Origin of the sequence: Vibrio sp. NFR (assembly GCF_027587095.1) — a bacterium.
GTDB lineage: Bacteria > Pseudomonadota > Gammaproteobacteria > Enterobacterales > Vibrionaceae > Vibrio > Vibrio harveyi.
Map to the genome: position 1 here is coordinate 245,341 of NZ_JAPPTN010000002.1, position 16,576 is coordinate 261,916.

The 16,576-nt window shown below is 46.7% G+C and carries 18 protein-coding genes; 7 read left to right on the forward strand and 11 right to left on the reverse strand.

What is annotated here, in order from left to right; all coding sequences use genetic code 11:
• The first annotated feature begins 46 nt into the window (after positions 1-46).
• The gene (locus tag OH463_RS04685) at positions 47-475 is read left to right on the forward strand and encodes a hypothetical protein (protein ID WP_005434695.1); all 429 of its coding nucleotides are present in this window, start codon (positions 47-49) and stop codon (positions 473-475) included.
• Between the two features lie 151 nt (positions 476-626).
• Positions 627-1,493 carry a glycerol kinase gene (locus OH463_RS04690; RefSeq protein WP_269990660.1) on the forward strand — a complete coding sequence of 289 codons (867 nt, stop codon included), beginning with the start codon at positions 627-629 and terminating at the stop codon, positions 1,491-1,493.
• Positions 1,494-1,610: 117 nt separating this feature from the next.
• On the opposite strand, the gene nagB is transcribed toward OH463_RS04690, so the two are convergent.
• Positions 1,611-2,411 carry a glucosamine-6-phosphate deaminase gene (gene nagB, locus OH463_RS04695; RefSeq protein WP_005448902.1) on the reverse strand — a complete coding sequence of 267 codons (801 nt, stop codon included), beginning with the start codon at positions 2,409-2,411 and terminating at the stop codon, positions 1,611-1,613.
• A 375-nt stretch (positions 2,412-2,786) separates the two neighbouring features.
• Between nagB and OH463_RS04700 the strand changes: the two genes are divergently transcribed.
• Complete coding sequence (locus OH463_RS04700) at positions 2,787-3,038, forward strand: DUF3081 domain-containing protein (protein WP_009706732.1); 252 nt, start codon at positions 2,787-2,789, stop codon at positions 3,036-3,038.
• 146 nt (positions 3,039-3,184) lie between these two features.
• Here OH463_RS04700 and OH463_RS04705 read toward each other — a convergent pair whose 3' ends face one another.
• The gene (locus OH463_RS04705; RefSeq protein WP_009696586.1) at positions 3,185-3,538 is read right to left on the reverse strand and encodes a DUF413 domain-containing protein; all 354 of its coding nucleotides are present in this window, start codon (positions 3,536-3,538) and stop codon (positions 3,185-3,187) included.
• 148 nt (positions 3,539-3,686) lie between these two features.
• On the opposite strand from OH463_RS04705, the gene OH463_RS04710 reads away from it, so the two are divergent.
• Positions 3,687-4,580, forward strand: a complete 894-nt coding sequence (locus OH463_RS04710; protein WP_009696587.1) for a LysR family transcriptional regulator — start codon at positions 3,687-3,689, stop codon at positions 4,578-4,580.
• A 159-nt stretch (positions 4,581-4,739) separates the two neighbouring features.
• Here the strand turns inward: OH463_RS04710 and OH463_RS04715 are convergent, their stop codons facing one another.
• The gene (locus tag OH463_RS04715; RefSeq protein ID WP_005448907.1) at positions 4,740-5,183 is read right to left on the reverse strand and encodes a DoxX family protein; all 444 of its coding nucleotides are present in this window, start codon (positions 5,181-5,183) and stop codon (positions 4,740-4,742) included.
• A gap of 349 nt (positions 5,184-5,532) precedes the next feature.
• Positions 5,533-5,736, reverse strand: coding sequence for a hypothetical protein (locus tag OH463_RS04720; protein ID WP_005448910.1), 204 nt, complete (start codon positions 5,734-5,736; stop codon positions 5,533-5,535).
• A gap of 203 nt (positions 5,737-5,939) precedes the next feature.
• On the opposite strand from OH463_RS04720, the gene OH463_RS04725 reads away from it, so the two are divergent.
• From OH463_RS04725 to OH463_RS04735, 3 genes are all read left to right on the forward strand, one after another.
• The gene (locus OH463_RS04725) at positions 5,940-7,307 is read left to right on the forward strand and encodes a DNA-3-methyladenine glycosylase 2 family protein (protein ID WP_269990665.1); all 1,368 of its coding nucleotides are present in this window, start codon (positions 5,940-5,942) and stop codon (positions 7,305-7,307) included.
• Positions 7,304-7,786 carry a methylated-DNA--[protein]-cysteine S-methyltransferase gene (locus OH463_RS04730; RefSeq protein WP_269990666.1) on the forward strand — a complete coding sequence of 161 codons (483 nt, stop codon included), beginning with the start codon at positions 7,304-7,306 and terminating at the stop codon, positions 7,784-7,786. Before OH463_RS04725 ends, OH463_RS04730 begins: the two co-directional genes overlap by 4 nt.
• Before the next feature lie 108 nt (positions 7,787-7,894).
• A complete protein-coding gene (locus OH463_RS04735; protein WP_050907250.1) occupies positions 7,895-8,716 on the forward strand; it encodes a hypothetical protein in 822 nt (273 codons plus the stop codon).
• 189 nt (positions 8,717-8,905) lie between these two features.
• On the opposite strand, the gene OH463_RS04740 is transcribed toward OH463_RS04735, so the two are convergent.
• From OH463_RS04740 to OH463_RS04770, 7 genes are all read right to left on the reverse strand, one after another.
• Positions 8,906-9,172, reverse strand: a complete 267-nt coding sequence (locus tag OH463_RS04740; RefSeq protein WP_005448923.1) for a DUF2999 family protein — start codon at positions 9,170-9,172, stop codon at positions 8,906-8,908.
• Positions 9,173-9,238: 66 nt separating this feature from the next.
• The gene (locus OH463_RS04745; RefSeq protein WP_269990669.1) at positions 9,239-10,591 is read right to left on the reverse strand and encodes an MATE family efflux transporter; all 1,353 of its coding nucleotides are present in this window, start codon (positions 10,589-10,591) and stop codon (positions 9,239-9,241) included.
• An 86-nt stretch (positions 10,592-10,677) separates the two neighbouring features.
• A complete protein-coding gene (locus tag OH463_RS04750) occupies positions 10,678-11,529 on the reverse strand; it encodes a helix-turn-helix domain-containing protein (protein ID WP_269990671.1) in 852 nt (283 codons plus the stop codon).
• Positions 11,530-11,611: 82 nt separating this feature from the next.
• A complete protein-coding gene (locus tag OH463_RS04755; RefSeq protein WP_269990673.1) occupies positions 11,612-12,736 on the reverse strand; it encodes a lipocalin-like domain-containing protein in 1,125 nt (374 codons plus the stop codon).
• Complete coding sequence (locus tag OH463_RS04760; RefSeq protein WP_269990915.1) at positions 12,736-15,261, reverse strand: ABC transporter permease; 2,526 nt, start codon at positions 15,259-15,261, stop codon at positions 12,736-12,738. The genes OH463_RS04755 and OH463_RS04760 overlap by 1 nt, the downstream gene beginning before the upstream one ends.
• Positions 15,248-15,958 carry an ABC transporter ATP-binding protein gene (locus tag OH463_RS04765; RefSeq protein WP_005434248.1) on the reverse strand — a complete coding sequence of 237 codons (711 nt, stop codon included), beginning with the start codon at positions 15,956-15,958 and terminating at the stop codon, positions 15,248-15,250. The genes OH463_RS04760 and OH463_RS04765 overlap by 14 nt, the downstream gene beginning before the upstream one ends.
• A 225-nt stretch (positions 15,959-16,183) precedes the next feature.
• Positions 16,184-16,429, reverse strand: coding sequence for a DUF3297 family protein (locus OH463_RS04770; protein ID WP_005448935.1), 246 nt, complete (start codon positions 16,427-16,429; stop codon positions 16,184-16,186).
• Positions 16,430-16,576: the final 147 nt, after the last annotated feature.

The following is a 16,576-nucleotide window of genomic DNA, read 5'->3' on the forward strand; positions in this document are numbered from 1 at the left end:
TTGGCGCAAAGTTGCGCTTTGTCGTTATGAAACCCCGTTAATCTGAATGAAATTACTCCATCTGCAACTTTTCTGGTACGAAAAACATCACACCCTATTGGAGATGGAAGACCTGCCAATTCTTACCCCAGCGCAAGAGCAAGAACTGCGTGAGTGGGCGAAAACACGCCGCAAAATCCTCAGCTACGAAGTGCATCAACAACCTTGGGTAAAAGTGAATGTCGACGGTTTCTCATCGATTTTAGAGCTCAAACCAAATGGCACGCTGGTGGAAAAAGACTTGTTCAGTGAGCGCGGTTTACAGGGCTTATGGAAGGTCAGCGACGGCTTCTTGTTTATCAAAGTCATCAGCGGTGAATTCATCGTCGAATACCAAATTGTTGGTCACACCGAAAACAATGTGCACAGTGGTATCGAGTACATCAACGGCAAAATCAGTACCTATAGCAAGTTTGCCAAACTCGCGAATAATTAAGCCGATTCAATTCGATGTAGAGAAGGGAGCCAAAGTGCTCCTTTTTTGTTGTGGATAGAAAATCCCAACTATTCTTACTTCAAGCAATGAAATCAATGCGTTAATATCCAAGTCATTACCTTATTTCAAACAGTAGCAGGAGGCATGAATCGTGTCTGAAAAAATATCGACGTCGGCGCTGGCAAAAATGCGTCAGATAGAAGCCAAGCTGCTGTTTACTGATCTGAAACGCGCAGGCTACATCGTTCGCCAAGACGAGAAATGGATTTTGACCGAAGAGGGCGCCAAGTTTGGCGGTGAGTATGTCGATCACCCTAAATTTGGGCAGTTCATTGTTTGGCCGACCAACTTGCACATCGAGCTTGCCGCAACGTCTGGCAAAACCTACAGCGCAACCCAGTTGGGTGAGAAGCTGAAGCTCAATGCCAAACGCATGAACCAGCTGTTAAGTGAATTAGGTTGGATAAGCAAATCCGAAGAGGGTTGGAGCTTAACCGAAGCCGGAATCCGCGCTGGTGGGCAGCAGAGAACCGATAAAGAGTCGCAGAATACCTTTGTGGTGTGGCACGACGTAGTGCTGCGTAACAAGCGACTCAAGCAGTCTGTGATTGAGTTTTTAGGTCAAGATGCCGAGTCCCATTCCACAGATAAGTCGTTTTCTAGTTTTCGCCAGAAGTTTGAAGCTAAGCATCGCACTTTAGACGGGCATTATGTTCGTTCTAAAGGAGAACTGCTGATCGATAACTGGCTGTATTTGGCAGGGGTAGTACACGCTTATGAGCGTCAGCTGCCGATCGACCAAGAGGTGACAAGCGATTTCTACCTTCCGGGTGGCAAAGTCTATCTGCAGTTTTGGGGCAGCGACACCGGTGAGATGTTAGAAGCGGAGCGAGAGAAGATTCGTGCGGTGTACGAGCAGCATAACTTCAACCTCATTGAGGTCGAACCGAGTGAGTTAGATAAACTCGATGAGGTATTGCCAAAACGTCTGCGCCAGTTTGGTATTCAAGCTTATTAAACGCCTCGCTAGCGGTTGTTTAAATTCCTAAACCTTCCAGTCTTTAAAAACGAAAAACCCGTGATGACTCACGGGTTTTGTGGATTCAGCGTTTATCTTTGGTTGTTACCCGAAGGATTAGAAACCTTTGATGTTTTCCGCTTCTAGCTCAGAGAAGTACTTAACAGTCTTCACTTTAAGCTCTTGTTGTGAAGGCTCATCACAAACGATCACTGCTTTAGGGTGTAGTTGAAGTGCAGAAACCGTCCATAGGTGGTTTACGCTGCCTTCTACTGCTGCTTGTAGAGCAAGTGCTTTGTTGTGACCAGTTACTAGGATCATCACTTCTTCAGCGTCTAGTAGCGTGCCAACACCGATAGTTAGTGCGTACTTAGGAACTTGGTTGATGTCGCCATCGAAGAAACGAGAGTTCGCGATACGAGTGTCTTCAGTTAGTGTCTTGATGCGAGTGCGAGAAGACAGAGAAGATGCTGGCTCGTTAAATGCGATGTGACCGTCGTTACCTACGCCGCCCATGAATAGGTTGATCTTGCCGTAAGACTTGATTTTGTCTTCGTAACGTTGGCATTCCGCTTCGTGATCTTCCGCGTTACCGTTAAGAAGGTTGATGTTCGCTTCTTGGATGTTTACGTGGTTGAAGAAGTTGTTGTACATGAATGAACGGTATGATTCTGGGTGATCCGCAGGGATACCGATGTACTCGTCCATGTTGAAAGTCACAACGTGTTCGAAGCTCACTTCACCTGCTTGGTAAAGTTCGATCAATGCTTTGTAAGTTGCTAGAGGAGTGCCACCAGTAGGTAGACCCAGAACGAACGGACGCTCAGCAGTTGGTTTGAAGTCGTTGATGCGCTTAGCGATGTGTGCTGCTGCCCACTTGCCTACTTGTGCTGCTTGAGCTAACGGGATAAGTCTCATTTTGTGCCCCTAGTTATTGGAATTTAAGATGTCCTGAAACATTAATTCGCATTATAAAATAAGTAATGACGATCTGCTATTGTTTTAGGTCAAAATTTTGCTTTTTCTTTAACCAATGTTGCTTTTCTCAACAGTTTTCACGTTTGCTTCTTGCAATTACCCTCTTATATAGAGGGCGTCAGACTAGTTGATTAGCGTTTAAAATTTATGACTGAAATTAAGTTTTTGGGCTGAATGAGCGAGCCAAATTGAACCGAGTTGCGTAGGAGAAAGGGAAGAAAAATGCCGAAGTTATGATCTCACGCAATCTATGGTGTGGCACGGCGTTTCTTCCTTAACCATACTTAAAGTGTGTTTATTGCTGAGGGAATCGCAATGAAAAACGACTTAGACGCAACCAAAGTGCTGCAAGCATACGAATGTGTGATGAACAACGGCACTCCTACCGAGTTTGGCAAGATGTATGAAGGGGTAGAAGCCTTTTCTGATTACGACGGCTATAACGTGTTTCTGAGAGGCAATGGCGTGGAGCTCAAAGTGGGTTTCCACAACACCTATCAGTTGGAGTATGACCAAGAGCATCTTAAAGACAGCTTCTTGAAGAAGGTCGCCATGCTGGCGAAGTGAGTGCTCGCCGGATAAATAGGTTTACTAAAAAATGAAAAAGCCCTTTGGTGAAACACCTCTGGGCTTTTGGAAAAGAAAAATTTTTGCAACTCCACAGAATGAAACATTCTGGGGATTAACCAAGCATTAAGGCTTGGCAGAGTCGGTTAATCGTCTTCTGCTAGGCTCTCTTCTGCGTAGTCATCTGTCGCCTCTGGTTTGTTACGACCATTTAGCGTGTGGAAGCGTTTGCGACCACGAGCTAATTGTGTGTATTTTAACCAAGTGCGCTCGATCTTAGTTTTCGCTTTGCCTGGGTTTTCCAGAACTTTTACGAAGTGTTTCTCTTCGCTGTTCTCAGGTGTCAACTCGCCTGACTCTAGGCCAAGCATAGTATCCCCATAAATTGTTAGGATTTCCTCTTCTGAAAGAGTAAAATCGCCAGACTTTGCAAAGCCGCGTGGGAATTTTACGTTGTCGTAAAAACGTTTTTTGCCATGACGAAATTCAGTGTCAGACATATCAACAGCCTCTGTAACCGTTATTGATGAATGTGATGAATTACGGCGAAAATTAGGCGCAAAGCTAACAAAAGAAAAACAAAACTTTTTTGTCGTCAAAATTTTAATTAGTTGTTAATCTGGTTTTATATTGACCAGGAGATGGTTTATGGATGTAAAGGTCTTTCGAACATTTTTAGAGCTGGCAAAGGTTCGTCACTTCGGACGAGCTGCTGAGAACTTGTACATTACTCAAGCCGCTGTGAGCGCACGCATCAAACAACTCGAAAGTTATTTCGATACGCAGTTGTTTATTCGTGATCGAAATAACATAAAGTTGACCTCCGCAGGTGAACGTTTAATAGGCTATGCCGAGGTGATGGTGACCACCTTGCAGCAAGCCAAACTCGAATTATCCCTCGAAGATGGCAAAGCGTTGCAGCTCACCATGGGTGGTACGCCGAACATTTGGGATGCTTATCTGCAAAACTGTTTGAGTGTGGTAACAGACTCATTTGGTGGCTATGGCTTTATGGCAGAAGTCATGGGGCGTGAGATGCTCAGCCGCAGCCTGCTTGAGCGCACACTCGATATGGCATTCGCCTTCGATCAAATCAAAGCGGATGAGCTTAACTGCAAAAAAGTTGCTGACGTGGTGTTGGTGCTTGTGTCTACCGAACAAGATTCTCTTGATACGGTGTTTAACAAGAAATACGTTTACGTTGATTGGGGTACGCGCTTCGCTTCAGAGCACGCGGAACGTCACCCGAAAATCCCAGCGCCTTACCTTCGCACTTCTACCGCTCGTATCGCGTTAGACTTCGTTTTAGAGAAAGGTGGCAGCGCATACCTACCAGCGTCTCTGGTAGAGCCGTTTATTGCAAGCGGGCAGCTCCACAAGGTGTCTGGCGTAGAAGATTGGTACCGTCCTATCTATTTGAGCTATCGCAAAGCCAGCACGTCTGTAGAAGCGATTAAGCAGGTTGAAGAAATCGTAAAAGAGATTGACCCGTTAACGGCGTACAGCTTGCAGCAAATTGCGGACATTCCTGCAGACGAGTAATTTCTGCTTTTGCGATCCAGTGCAAAATTAAACGAAAACCCCTTGGTGTGATGCCAAGGGGTTTTTTGTATGGGTTTCCGGAAATGCCGATATGTTTATAAATAAGTCGCCTTCTTGAAGCGAGAGTTGTGGCACTGTGAAGGTCGTTTTTGCTCCCGTTTATGCCAGTTTCTGACGAAGTGTTTCATCCAATGCGGCTTTGCCTGCGCCAGAGAAAGCGAGAGAAACGCTTGCTGCCAGCAGTGCTAGACCAAACTCGTAACCGTTATTCGACATAAACAAACCGTTTTCAAAGTGAACCGAGAAAATGGCGATCACCATGGTGAATGCTAAAGCCACGGCTGCTGGGCGAGTAAGTAGACCAAGCAAGATGAACAAGCCGCCAAAAAACTCTGCACTGCCAGCTAAAAATGCCATCAGCATGCCTGGACCTAAACCAATCGATGCCATCCATTGACCTGTACCTTCAAGACCATAACCGCCAAACCAGCCAAAAAGTTTTTGTGCGCCGTGCGCCATAAAGATGATGCCGACTGGAATGCGAAGAGCGAGTGCGCTGTAACCCGCGTTTGAAGTGGTGATTTTCTGTAGTAGTGCTTTCATGACTTTATCCTTTCTCGAATTTTTCTGATGAGGAGTGCTGACTCCCTTACTGTTGAAACCAGTGTAGGTAGGAGGAGAGAAAGAAAAAATTGGGGCAATTTGATGTTCTCGTTCGATAAATTCGATGGAACGTTTTTTTGTTTTTAAATACATTAACTTAAAATGTTAAAAGTATTTGTTTTTAGTGCTCATACGTGCTGGATTTGATCAAGGAATTGGTAAAATTTTGAATGACATTCTTTACTTTTGTTGGTCTTTTGGAAGGGCGTCTGTGTACTACGGGCAAAAAAAAAGAACACAGGGGGCTGTGCTCTTTTGCTTTTACGATTAACAAGGGAGAAAGGAGTTTTTATAGATTCATTAAGCTTTCAAGCGAGTCTTCCACACTACTGTAGTGATAAGTGCGAATATTCACACCATCAGTCGCATTGATTTGAATTTCTGAAATCTCGTTATCAGAGTCGCGTTCGATAATCCCTATCGAGTGCTCGACTGATTTACTGGTAATAACCTTGTGATTTCTAAGTACAATCACGCACGTATGTAAGTCCATGCCAATTCCCTTTAGCCGACGTTGTTGTGTTGTTCTGATCTAACTTTAGTGCACAAATTTACTAATGCCAAAATTTCTCAATATTGAGTTCCGAAAATGGCTAATCTACAGTAACTCCTCGTTCTACAATGAAGTTATACCGATCGAGTGGCGAGCAAGTTGCCCACTCGTTAAACACCCACTGTGTACGCAAGGACAGCACTATGCTCATCCACCCACACACATCGTTGACCTTCGAACAATGCCAAAAAGCACGCATGGCACGTGACAGCCGTTTTGATGGGCGTTTTTACATTGCGGTGAAAACCACAGGGATCTTCTGTCGCCCGATCTGTCCAGCCAATTTGCCCAAAGAGGAAAACGTCGAGTACTTCACTGACAAGACGCAAGCTTTGAAGGCAGGTTATCGTCCGTGTTTGCGTTGTCGCCCGGACAGTGCGCCAGGATCATGGGCTTGGAAAGGGGTTGAAACCACATTCCAACGTGCGATCAAAATGATCGATCAAGGCGAGTTACATCATCACTCCCTTGCAGATCTCTCCGATCGTCTTGGGATCTCGGATCGTTACTTGCGCATGCTGTTCGAGCAATATTTGGGGATGTCACCTAAGCAATATGCGCAGTATCAGCAATTGATGTTTGCCAAGCAGCTTCTGCATTCGAGTTCGATGTCAGTCACCGAAGTCGGTTTTGCCGCGGGTTTTAACAGCACTCGACGCTTCAATGATGCGTTCAAAAAGATCCTTCAGCTAACGCCTTCTCAAGTGCGTAGAAAAGAGTTTGATGGCGTAGGGACGAATCGAATCGTGCTACCTTATCGCGGCGCTTTGAACTGGCAACACATGCTCGACTTTTATCGTCTGCGTGCGATTGAGGGAATGGAAGAAGTTACACAAGACGCATACCAGCGCAATGTTCTACTCGATGATTGCCATGCACGATTTAAGGTCACTCAAGGGGAGGGTTACCTTGAGATGGAGTTCGATATTGAAGACGTCACTAAATTGCAGAATTTGGTGTCTGGTGTGCGTCGCATGTTCGACCTTGATGCGGATATTTGCATGGTGGAGCAGCACCTTAATTACATCGCGCCAGGGTTGGTGAAAACCCAAGGGATTCGCATTCCGGGCGTCTGGAGTGCGTGGGAAGCCGGTGTACGCGCTGTGTTGGGGCAGCAAGTGTCGGTCAAAGCGGCTATCGGACAACTTAATTTGTTGGTAGAAACGCTCAGTAACGATCAGCAAGCGCGCCACTTTCCAACGCCAGAAGCCATTGCGAATGCCGATGTTAGCTTCTTGCGTATGCCGCAAAGCCGTAAAGACACACTCGTGCGATTTGCTCAGTACATGCAGCAAAACCCAGAAGCCGATCCGCAGCAATGGCTGGAATTAAAAGGCATTGGTCCGTGGACGGTGAGCTATGCGCAATTGCGTGGCCAATCTCAGCCCGATTGTTTTTTAGATAAAGACTTGGTGGTGAAGAAAGCCATGCCAAACTATCCGTCATTGAATGCTCATACTGCGTCGCCTTGGGGCAGTTACGCGACTTTTCACTTATGGAATCAATCATGAAATCACTTTATACGGTAATGCCAAGTCCGTTAGGCGCTGTGACCATTCAAGCTAACGATCAAGGTTTGCTGGGAATTTGGTTTGAAACGTGTACCACCAAACCAGACGAGTTGGGTGAGCGTGATGATCAACATGCCGTGCTCAGCCAAACCGTTACTCAATTGGAAGAATACTTTGCTGGGCTGCGTAACGATTTTGACTTGCCCCTTGCTGCGACAGGTACGGATTTCCAAACTCAAGTGTGGCACGCACTAACGACCATTCCTTATGGTGAAACATGGAGTTACCAAGATCTGGCGAACGCCATCGGTAATCCGAAAGCGGTACGTGCGGTGGGGCTGGCGAATGGTAAAAATCCAATCTCGATTGTGGTGCCGTGCCATCGTGTGATCGGCAAAAGTGGCAAGCTTACGGGCTATGCAGGCGGGGTAGAGCGAAAGCAACGATTACTCGCATTGGAGAAGGGCACGCCACTTTAAGTGAGACCATTCTCAGAATCCGGCAAGGTTTATCTTATTTGGCTAAATTTTGTGTAGGGTTGTTGTGCTAATAAACAATCCAGAGCAATGAAAAAGGATAATAAGGATATGTCTTTCAATACGGATTTTGATGCATTCATAAACCAAAGTTGGCAGCAGCATGAAGCGCAGCCACAACAAACATACACTCAATTAGAACAAGCGCTTGGCGAGGTGGAAGACACTAACCATGCTGAGCGCATCTTACCCTTGATGCTGCACACTTCAATCGGTCATCTGCACGACCCAAGCCAGTTTCTCTCCAGTTTAGATAAGCTCGAAAATGGCGTAGCGACTCAGTGTCTAGCGCGTCAGAGAGCCAAAGCCGTTGCACAGTACTTCGTTGATCAAAATACAGACCCGATTACGGATCTAGATGATGTCGATCAGCGTCGCGTGTTTGCTCAAATTGCTAACGAGCTGTCAGCAATGAATGAACTAGAGCAAGCGAGCACGTGGTTAGCAAAAGCAGCCAACGGTATAGATTCAGATCAAGCTGCCGAGCCTTTAGCGCGTTCAATTGCCATTACGGGTAACAACCTTGCCTGCCAATATGAAGAGCTTGAAACACGCTCTGAAGCGCAAGCAGAACACATGCTAGAGGCTGCTACATTGGCGCTGGAGTATTGGAAGGTAGCGGGAGGTTGGATGCAAGAAGAGCGTGCAGAATATCGCTTAGCCATGAGTTTGCTCAAAGCAGGAAACCCACTCAAAGCTAAAGTGCACGCTGATCGCTGTGAAGCAATCTGTCGACAAAATGGAGAGGACGCTTTTGAGCTTTTCTACGCGCATGATTTATTGATGGTGGTGCACTACCACTTAAGCCAAGCGAGTAAGCAAAAACTGACTGCGGATGACCAGAAGTATTGTGAGAACTCACCATTGGCGTAGCTAGAATACGTGAGAATAGAAAGTAGCAAATAACGGCTTGAACCTAATAACAAAAAGGCAGTTAAGCCCACTCAATTGGGATTAACTGCCTTCTGTTTTCTACTATGCCCAAGCGACTTCAAACGCAGGTTTCAAATCAAGTGATTCTCACTTAACTAAGCATCCGAGGTGACCTAGGTATACAAGGAATTAGTTGCCTTGATTTTGGCTTTGAAGCTTCTCTTTTGCTTCTTCAACTTTTGAGAAATCCAATCCCAACTCATCCACCGCTTCTTTGATTAGCACTGGGTTTTGCATCACTTGCGCCATCAGCATTTGTAGTTTGTCTTGTGGTAGACCTAGCTGGCTGATTGTTGCCATTGCCGCAAGAGGGTTTTGGGTCAGAGTCTGAAAAATCTCGTTGATTTGTTCGTCGCTGATATTGTTCTCTTTCAACAGCGCAATAATCGGGTTCATCGCATTTCCTTTTAATCACAGAATGAAATAGAACCCGAGTTTATCATTTGGCTGGGTTTGGTTGAACTAAGAACTGCTCGCGAAAGCATTTGTTGGTTCTACCGCGCGTTTCCGGTAATTGAATAACATGCTCAAGCTGATCACCGCGGTGAAAGACTCTGCAAAGAGAATGCTTGCCCAAATACCGTTGTGGGGGAAGAACTTAGGCAGTATCAAAACACCCAACGCAACAAAAACAAACCCTCGGCTCAATGAAATGAGTGTTGCTTGCTTTGGTTTGGCAATGGCTTGGAACAAATTAGCAATCACCATGTTTAACCCCATCAAAGGCACGCCGAAGAAGTAGAAGGTGAGTGCAGTCGCGGCAAGTGGGAGCAAGTCGTTGCTGTTACCTAAGTACACCGATGCAATTATGGGTGCCAATAACCAAATCCCCATTAGGAAGACGGTGCCGCTACCAATTGCCGTTTTTAACCCTAGTTTTAAGATCTCATCAATGCGCTCTGGGCGAGCTGCGCCGTGGTTAAAGCTGATGATTGGCTGACACGCTTGCGCGATGCCGACCATGACAAAGAGGGCGAACACACCGACGTTCGTAGTCAAGCCGTAGGCAATGATATGACTCTCACCAAATTGAGTCAGTAAGACATAATTAAACAAAACAATGGTCATTGCAGACGTGACTTCGATAAAGAATGTCGGTGTACCGATGCTTAAAATCTCTTTGGTTTTGCTGAATCCGATGCCTTTTAAGCTCAGTACCAAAGCGCCTTTCTTTTGCACAAAGTGAGTCAACAAAATCAGTGCGATGACCGCTTGAGCTATGGCGGTGCCGTAAGCCGCCCCTTTCATCCCCATGTTCATCTCGATGATAAATAGGTAATCAAATGCAAGATTAGTAATGGCACCAATCGACATGGCATAGGTTGCCAATTTGGGGTTGGTGTCGTTACGCACAAAGCAAGACAGTACCCAAGCGAGGGAATAGAGAGTAAAAAACGGCAACAGTACAACAAGGTAATCATGAGCAAGCTGAGCCAAGTTGCCTGAAGCGCCCATCAAGGCAATCAATTCATCTAACCAAATGAGAGCGAGCGTCACCGTGATAGTGGATAGCAAAGTGGTAACCAACATGGATTGGCTAAACCACATCTGGCTGGACTCGGAGTTGCCTTTACCAATTTCGATCGACATTTTTGCGGCGCCACCAATGCCAACCATCATGGCGATGGCAGTAAAAATCGAAAACGGTGGAATGACTAAGGCAATAGCACCAAGTCCATCGGGACCAACGCCCAAACCGATAAATAACGCATCGCCCATGATGAACAAAGATTTGATCACCATGCCAGTGAGAGCAGGCCACAGGTACTGATAAAAGGATTTTGAAATGGGATCAGTTTTTAGATTGATAGCCATGGAATAGAAAAATACCCGAATGTGGTGGATTTATGTTCGGGTATTATCAGTACATTCAAGCGTGGCGAAAAGGGATTATCCGCCCATTATATTGCACTATCTAAACATCGGAGACGAAATTCCGCTGGTGTTTCTCCTTTTTGTTTCCGATAGAAGCGGCTGAAATAGGCAGGGTCATCAAAGCCTAATTCAAATGCTATGGTCTTGACGGTTTTCGTCGAAAACACCAGTTCTCGGTTGGCTTCTAATATGATTCGGTCATGAATCAGTTGCGTGACCGTCTTGCCTCTGTCGGCTTTCACTAACTCGTTTAGACGTTTGCTGGTGAGAGCTAAGGCATCGGAGTAGAACTGGCATTTCTTTTGTTCGCGATAATGCAGCTCAATTAATTCGGTCAACTGTACGATGCGAGCGTCTTTCTGCTCACCTTTTTGAGATGGTGTTTTAGCAAAGCGCAATGCATAGCGTAGAAAGCTGTTGATGAGTGATTCGACAAGATCCCAATCACAATCCTCTCTTTCACATTCTTCTTTGATTAGGGTGTAAATCGATTCTAGGTAGGGAAAACTCTCTTCACTACAATCGAGGTACGGCGGTCGATCAATCGTAGAAAATACGCTATTCACCAACTGCGTGCAGCGTGGATTGGTTTCAGCAAAGCCGGGACGGAATATCAACATGCGAATGTTTTTACCCATGAACTCGGAATGGTGAACCTGCCCTGGTGAAATGGTAAATAAGCGACCAAGGCGGTTTTGGTATTCGACGAAATCGATGCTCTGCGTTCCACTATTATCCAAGCACCAGACAATCTCCCAGTACTCGTGACGATGTGGTTCGATGTATGGGTCTTCTTGGATGTCCGAAAATTCAAGTGCTCGACACGGCTCACCTAAAATGAGTCGCACTTGTCGAATTGGCGAAATCATATTGCTCATTAGGGCATTCAACAGCTCTTGGGGATGAGGATGTCATCATTATGAATCGAATAACCAAGGTTGTGCACGGAAATTTTTGTGCTCAGTAGCCGGTGAGTTCCATATAACCAGTCCCAGAATGAGAACCATCAATACGCACCGGACCTTCCCAATAAGGCACTGAAAGCGGCATTTTCGCGTTCGGGTTGAGTGCAGAAACGGTTAGCTCGATTTGTTGCTTAGGAATCGACACTTGCCACTGGGTTGGATACTTTCGCCCTTGGATTTCTGTTTGCTTGGTTGCCTCTAACTGAATGTCTTTTTGTGGGATAGCGATGCCAGAACCATCTTGCTGCATCAGCCTTGCGCTGGAGTAACTGGCTTGTCCGGTTTTGGAATCGCGCAATTGGAACACCACCAAGCTGGTGTCGTCACTCAATCTTAGGGCAAACCAGTCCCAGCCTTGTTGTGAGTCGAGTAAGAATTGCGAGCTCCACTCTCGATCTATCCAACCTTTGCCCGACACTTGATGAGTTTTGCCGTCGATCGTGACTTCACCGGAGACATCAATAAACGGTTGGCTGTAGTAATACGAAGCCACCTGACCATCGGCACTTTTGGTGCTGTAACCTTGCTCGCCTTGTTTTTGATAAGGTGCGTGGCTAGTAAGCGTCAACGAATAGCCAAACTGTTCGGAGTTCGCCTTCAATGTGGCAGGGAAGAGATCGGTGGTTGAAGAAGTCCACTGCCAATCATCGAGATAAACCCGAAATGGTGAAGTGTCGACGCCGGCTAGAGAGGCTTGATCGCGTGACCATTTTTCATCGGCGTAGTGTTTGTCGGTTGTGGTGACCGCGCTGTGTGCCATGAAGATTTGCTGAGTCTGCCATTCGGTTTTCTTCACGTCATCTTCGCCTGTAGGCGGTGCAGTAGCAAAGCGAAATTGTGTCCATTGGACGCCAAGTGGGTTGCTGTCTTCATCAATTAAGTTAGCGGTTAAGTACCACCATTCATGACGAAAATTCGGGTGCGCTTGATGGTCTGCTGGGAAGGTGAGTTCAACCCCTTTTTCCACGGGTGTGAATGGGTTGCTCTCGCTTTGCGTGTCTCCACTGCCCAACAATGCGCCCATATTTTGTGTGCTCATATTTTTTTGTTGGAGATCTTCACATCCAAATAGGATCAAACTGCCTATGAACAGAGTAAGTTTGCTTGCCAATCGAACCATCACAACACCTCGCTTTGCAAACTGGACACGACAGGCTTACTGACCAATCGCCACAGCGGAATCAAGGTTGCAATCACTGCCACCAAGATGGTGATCGCCGCAATGCTCAGCGCGTCACTCCAATTCCACAGATAATTTAAGCTCCAACCAAAAGCTCGTAAGGTGACGATGTCTGTCAGCACGTAACCCACCATCGCACCGAGGGGCAGGGCGATAACCAGAGTAAAACTGACCAAAGCAACGATCTGTCCGACTACCATGGTCATTAATTTACGACGGCTGACGCCAAGTGCATACAGCCTTGCAATGGCGGCTTTGCGCGCGTCGAGCAACATAAAACAAGCACTGAACAAGCCAATCACTGCGACCATCAACGTCACGCCGTTGAGTGCGCGTGTAATGGCGAAGGTCTGCGAGAAAATATCCAACGCGATGGATTTGATTTGCGCCTGATCGTAGAGCTGACTTGGATGCAGATTCAGTTGCTCGCGCAGTTGGTCGTATACGATTTGTGGGTCACCAGATACTTTAATGCCAAGGCTTGTTGGCAGGTCGGTAAAGCCACTCTCTTGCCATAATTTGGGTGCCAATAACACTTCACCATTGGGTGAACCGTAATCGTGAAATATCGCCCCCACAAGCAGGTTCTTATTTGGAACAGCATCAAGTGTGAGCTCGCTACCCAGTGATAAACCCAGTTTGACCGCGGTTGGTTCACTGATGGCGACTAATTCACCTTGGTAAAAACGCTGCCAGAAGTTCTCCAAATGCGATTTGAACACCATGGTTTGCTCTAAGGTGTCTTTGTCTTTGGTGCCAAGTAAAATCGGTAAGCCTTGCAGGTTATCGTCGACGTAGTATTGCTTGTAGACGGTCTCAACCTTGTCGAACTGTCCTAATGCGCGCTCTACATCTGCGATTTCCCCTTGGGCAGGGCTGACGTAAATATCGGCGTGCAACCTTTGTTCTAACCACTGTTTTAGGGTGGATTCAAAGCTGCCCACTAAGGTGTTCATCCCCATATTGGCTGTAACAGCGAGTAGCAGTGCCATCATGGCGAGAGAAAGCGGAGAAATCAGCTCGCGCAGCTCAGCAAACAGATACTGCATCAAACCGGAAGTGGTGCGCTTTTCACACCAATTGGCTAATACGCTGAGTGTTTTGGGCAAGTACAAAGGAATCGACACCACAAGCACGCCGAGCCACGCCATGGTGAAGCGGTGATGCTCACTCAGCCATAACCCTGCGAGTGCGAGAGCCGTCAACGCAGCACCTATCACGAACAATTGGTTTTCGTTAGAAGCTTCAGGTGCTTGATAAAATCCGCCATGAGAGGAAAGCGGCTGACGCACTCGCTGTTTAAAGTGCTGCCAACATGCCAATAGGGTGGCGGCTAACGTGAGCAGCAGGGCTTGCGCCCACCATTGCCACTGCCAAGTGCCGGGCAGCAGTGTCGCGCCGTAAAGTTGTTCAAGCGTTAGTGCCACGGTCGGATGTAACCAATGGCTAAGCTGCATGCCCAATACAAAACCGAGGGAAGCGCCGATGGTAACGAGAAGAGAGAGTTCAACTAAAAGCGCAGAGAACACAATGCTCGGCGCAACGCCCGCCTGTTGGATTTGTACTAACAGACGATTGCGTTTCAGCAAGCTGTATTTTACGCCGTTGTAGGCAATGAACAGCCCGACTAAAAAGGCAAGTAAGCTCATTGCTGTGAGATTGAGGTGAAAGCTGTCGGTCAGCGAGCCAAGGTCTGTGCTTTGATTGTTGGAAATCCATTGCCCTTGATCGCCAATCAGCTTCTGCCAATTTGCTTGCATGTCTTTATTCCCTTTATCACCCGAATGGAAAACCGCAATGTAACTGAGCTGTCCTTGTTTATTGAGCAGTTGCTGGGCAAAACCAATGTCCATCAACATTCGGCTACCTAACTGCCATTCGTCGGGTAGCACCACCACTTGGGTTGGAATGTCGTCCAGAGTTAGGGTTTCTACCTCTCCTAAGTTTTGATGTTGAGATTGACTCATCATCACGATTGGCTTGCCGGCTAAAAGCTCAGGCAAAGGTAAAGCACTGTCGAACAAAGAGACGTTCTGTTGGTTTTCTGCTGACTTTCCGTTTGCAGAATACCGAGAACGCGAAGAGATGGCGGCAATCAACTCGCTACCTTGTACTGACCAGCGACGCCCTTGTTCATCTCTCACTCGCCCTTCGATTACAGGTAGTACTGCACTGAGCCCGTTTTGTCTAAGGGTGAAGTAGAGTGATTCAGGCAGATAGTTTTGCCCTGCTGGTGGAATAATTAAGTTCTGAGCTTGTGCGCTAAGCTGCTCGGTAGACTCTGCATAACTGCGCTTGGCATTGAGGTTGATGGCTTGTACCGCAACAAACAAGGTCACAGCCAACACGATACCGATCAGAATCGCGGCGGCTTGCAGTGGTGCCTGCCGATAGTGCGCCGCAAACAGATTCAGGGCGAGTCGAGTATGCGTGAATCTGGTGTTTTGGAGCTTAGCTTGCTTCATGGTGAAGCTCATGTTTGTTTACTTGATGACTGTTCTGTAGCTGATTATTATCCAATCGCAGCCGTGTTTTCATAAACTCAGCGCAGTCAGGACTGTGGGTGACTAACAGCACTGCCGTATTGCCTTGGGTGGTGATTTCACTCAGTAGTTTCATCACTTCCAAGCCGGCTTTTTGGTCGAGGTTACCTGTGGGTTCATCAGCAAGCAGCAGTTTAGGTTTGTGGGCTAATGCGCGCGCAATCGCAACTCGTTGTTGTTGACCACCAGAAAGGGCAGAAACATGTCTATCGAGCAGTTGGCTGATGCCCAGAGTCTCGACCAAGTAATCGCACCAGTCGTTCCATTTCTGTTGATTCAAATGCAGAGGGAAGGCGATGTTTTGCTGCACGTTGAGCGGCGTTAACAGATTGAATTGCTGGAAGATAACACCGAGCTTTTGGTGTCGAAATCGGCTCCATTGTGGGTCTTTCCAAGTCGCCGTGTTATCGCCATCTAACCACAACTCACCTTCGGAAAGCGGCTCAAAGCCAGCGATGATATTGAGTAGGGTACTTTTGCCGCTACCACTGGCGCCCGTCAGCGCAACACTCGCTCCTGTGTTCAACGTAAAGTCGACGCCTTCCAACACGCGATGTGTCTCTTTACCATCGACAAAGCTTTTACTCGCATGTTTAAGTGTGACAAGTGGGCTTTCCATTTCCTCTCCTTGTGTTCAAAGGTGTCGTTTCTTTTGGCAATGGTTATTACAGTAAGTTCTATAGAAACTTTAGACAACAATAAGATAAAAACAGCGATTTACATCGATTTCTTAATAACTTGTACTGAAAAGAAGAGGGATTAGATTAAACGAGGAGGGGATATGGCAGGCATTAAAAAAGCCCGAGTCAGACTCGAGCTTTCAAAGAAATTCAGCGTGGTCAGCTTACACGTAGTACGCTTCAACTTCGCCTTTAAGTTTGATAAGCATTGGGTTACCGAAACGGTCTTTTGCTTTAGGAGAAGCAATTTTTACCCAACCTTCGCTGATGCAGTATTCTTCTACGTCAGTACGCTCTTTGCCGTTAAAACGGATACCGATTTGGTGATCGAAACATTCTTTGATGAAGAATGGGCTACGTGGGTTACCCGCTAGGCGATCTGGTAGAGCTGGTTTAGCTGTATCTGTCATTTTGTGTGACCTTGAAGTCCGTAAAAAAAGTGCGCCATTGTAGTCAGTGCAAGGCGAGTGTTCAAGAAATGTTGATGTGAGTTTGAAGCGTATAACACTCACAGCCATGCTATCGTCTTTTTTGGCGTGAATACGCTCTCGATTTCA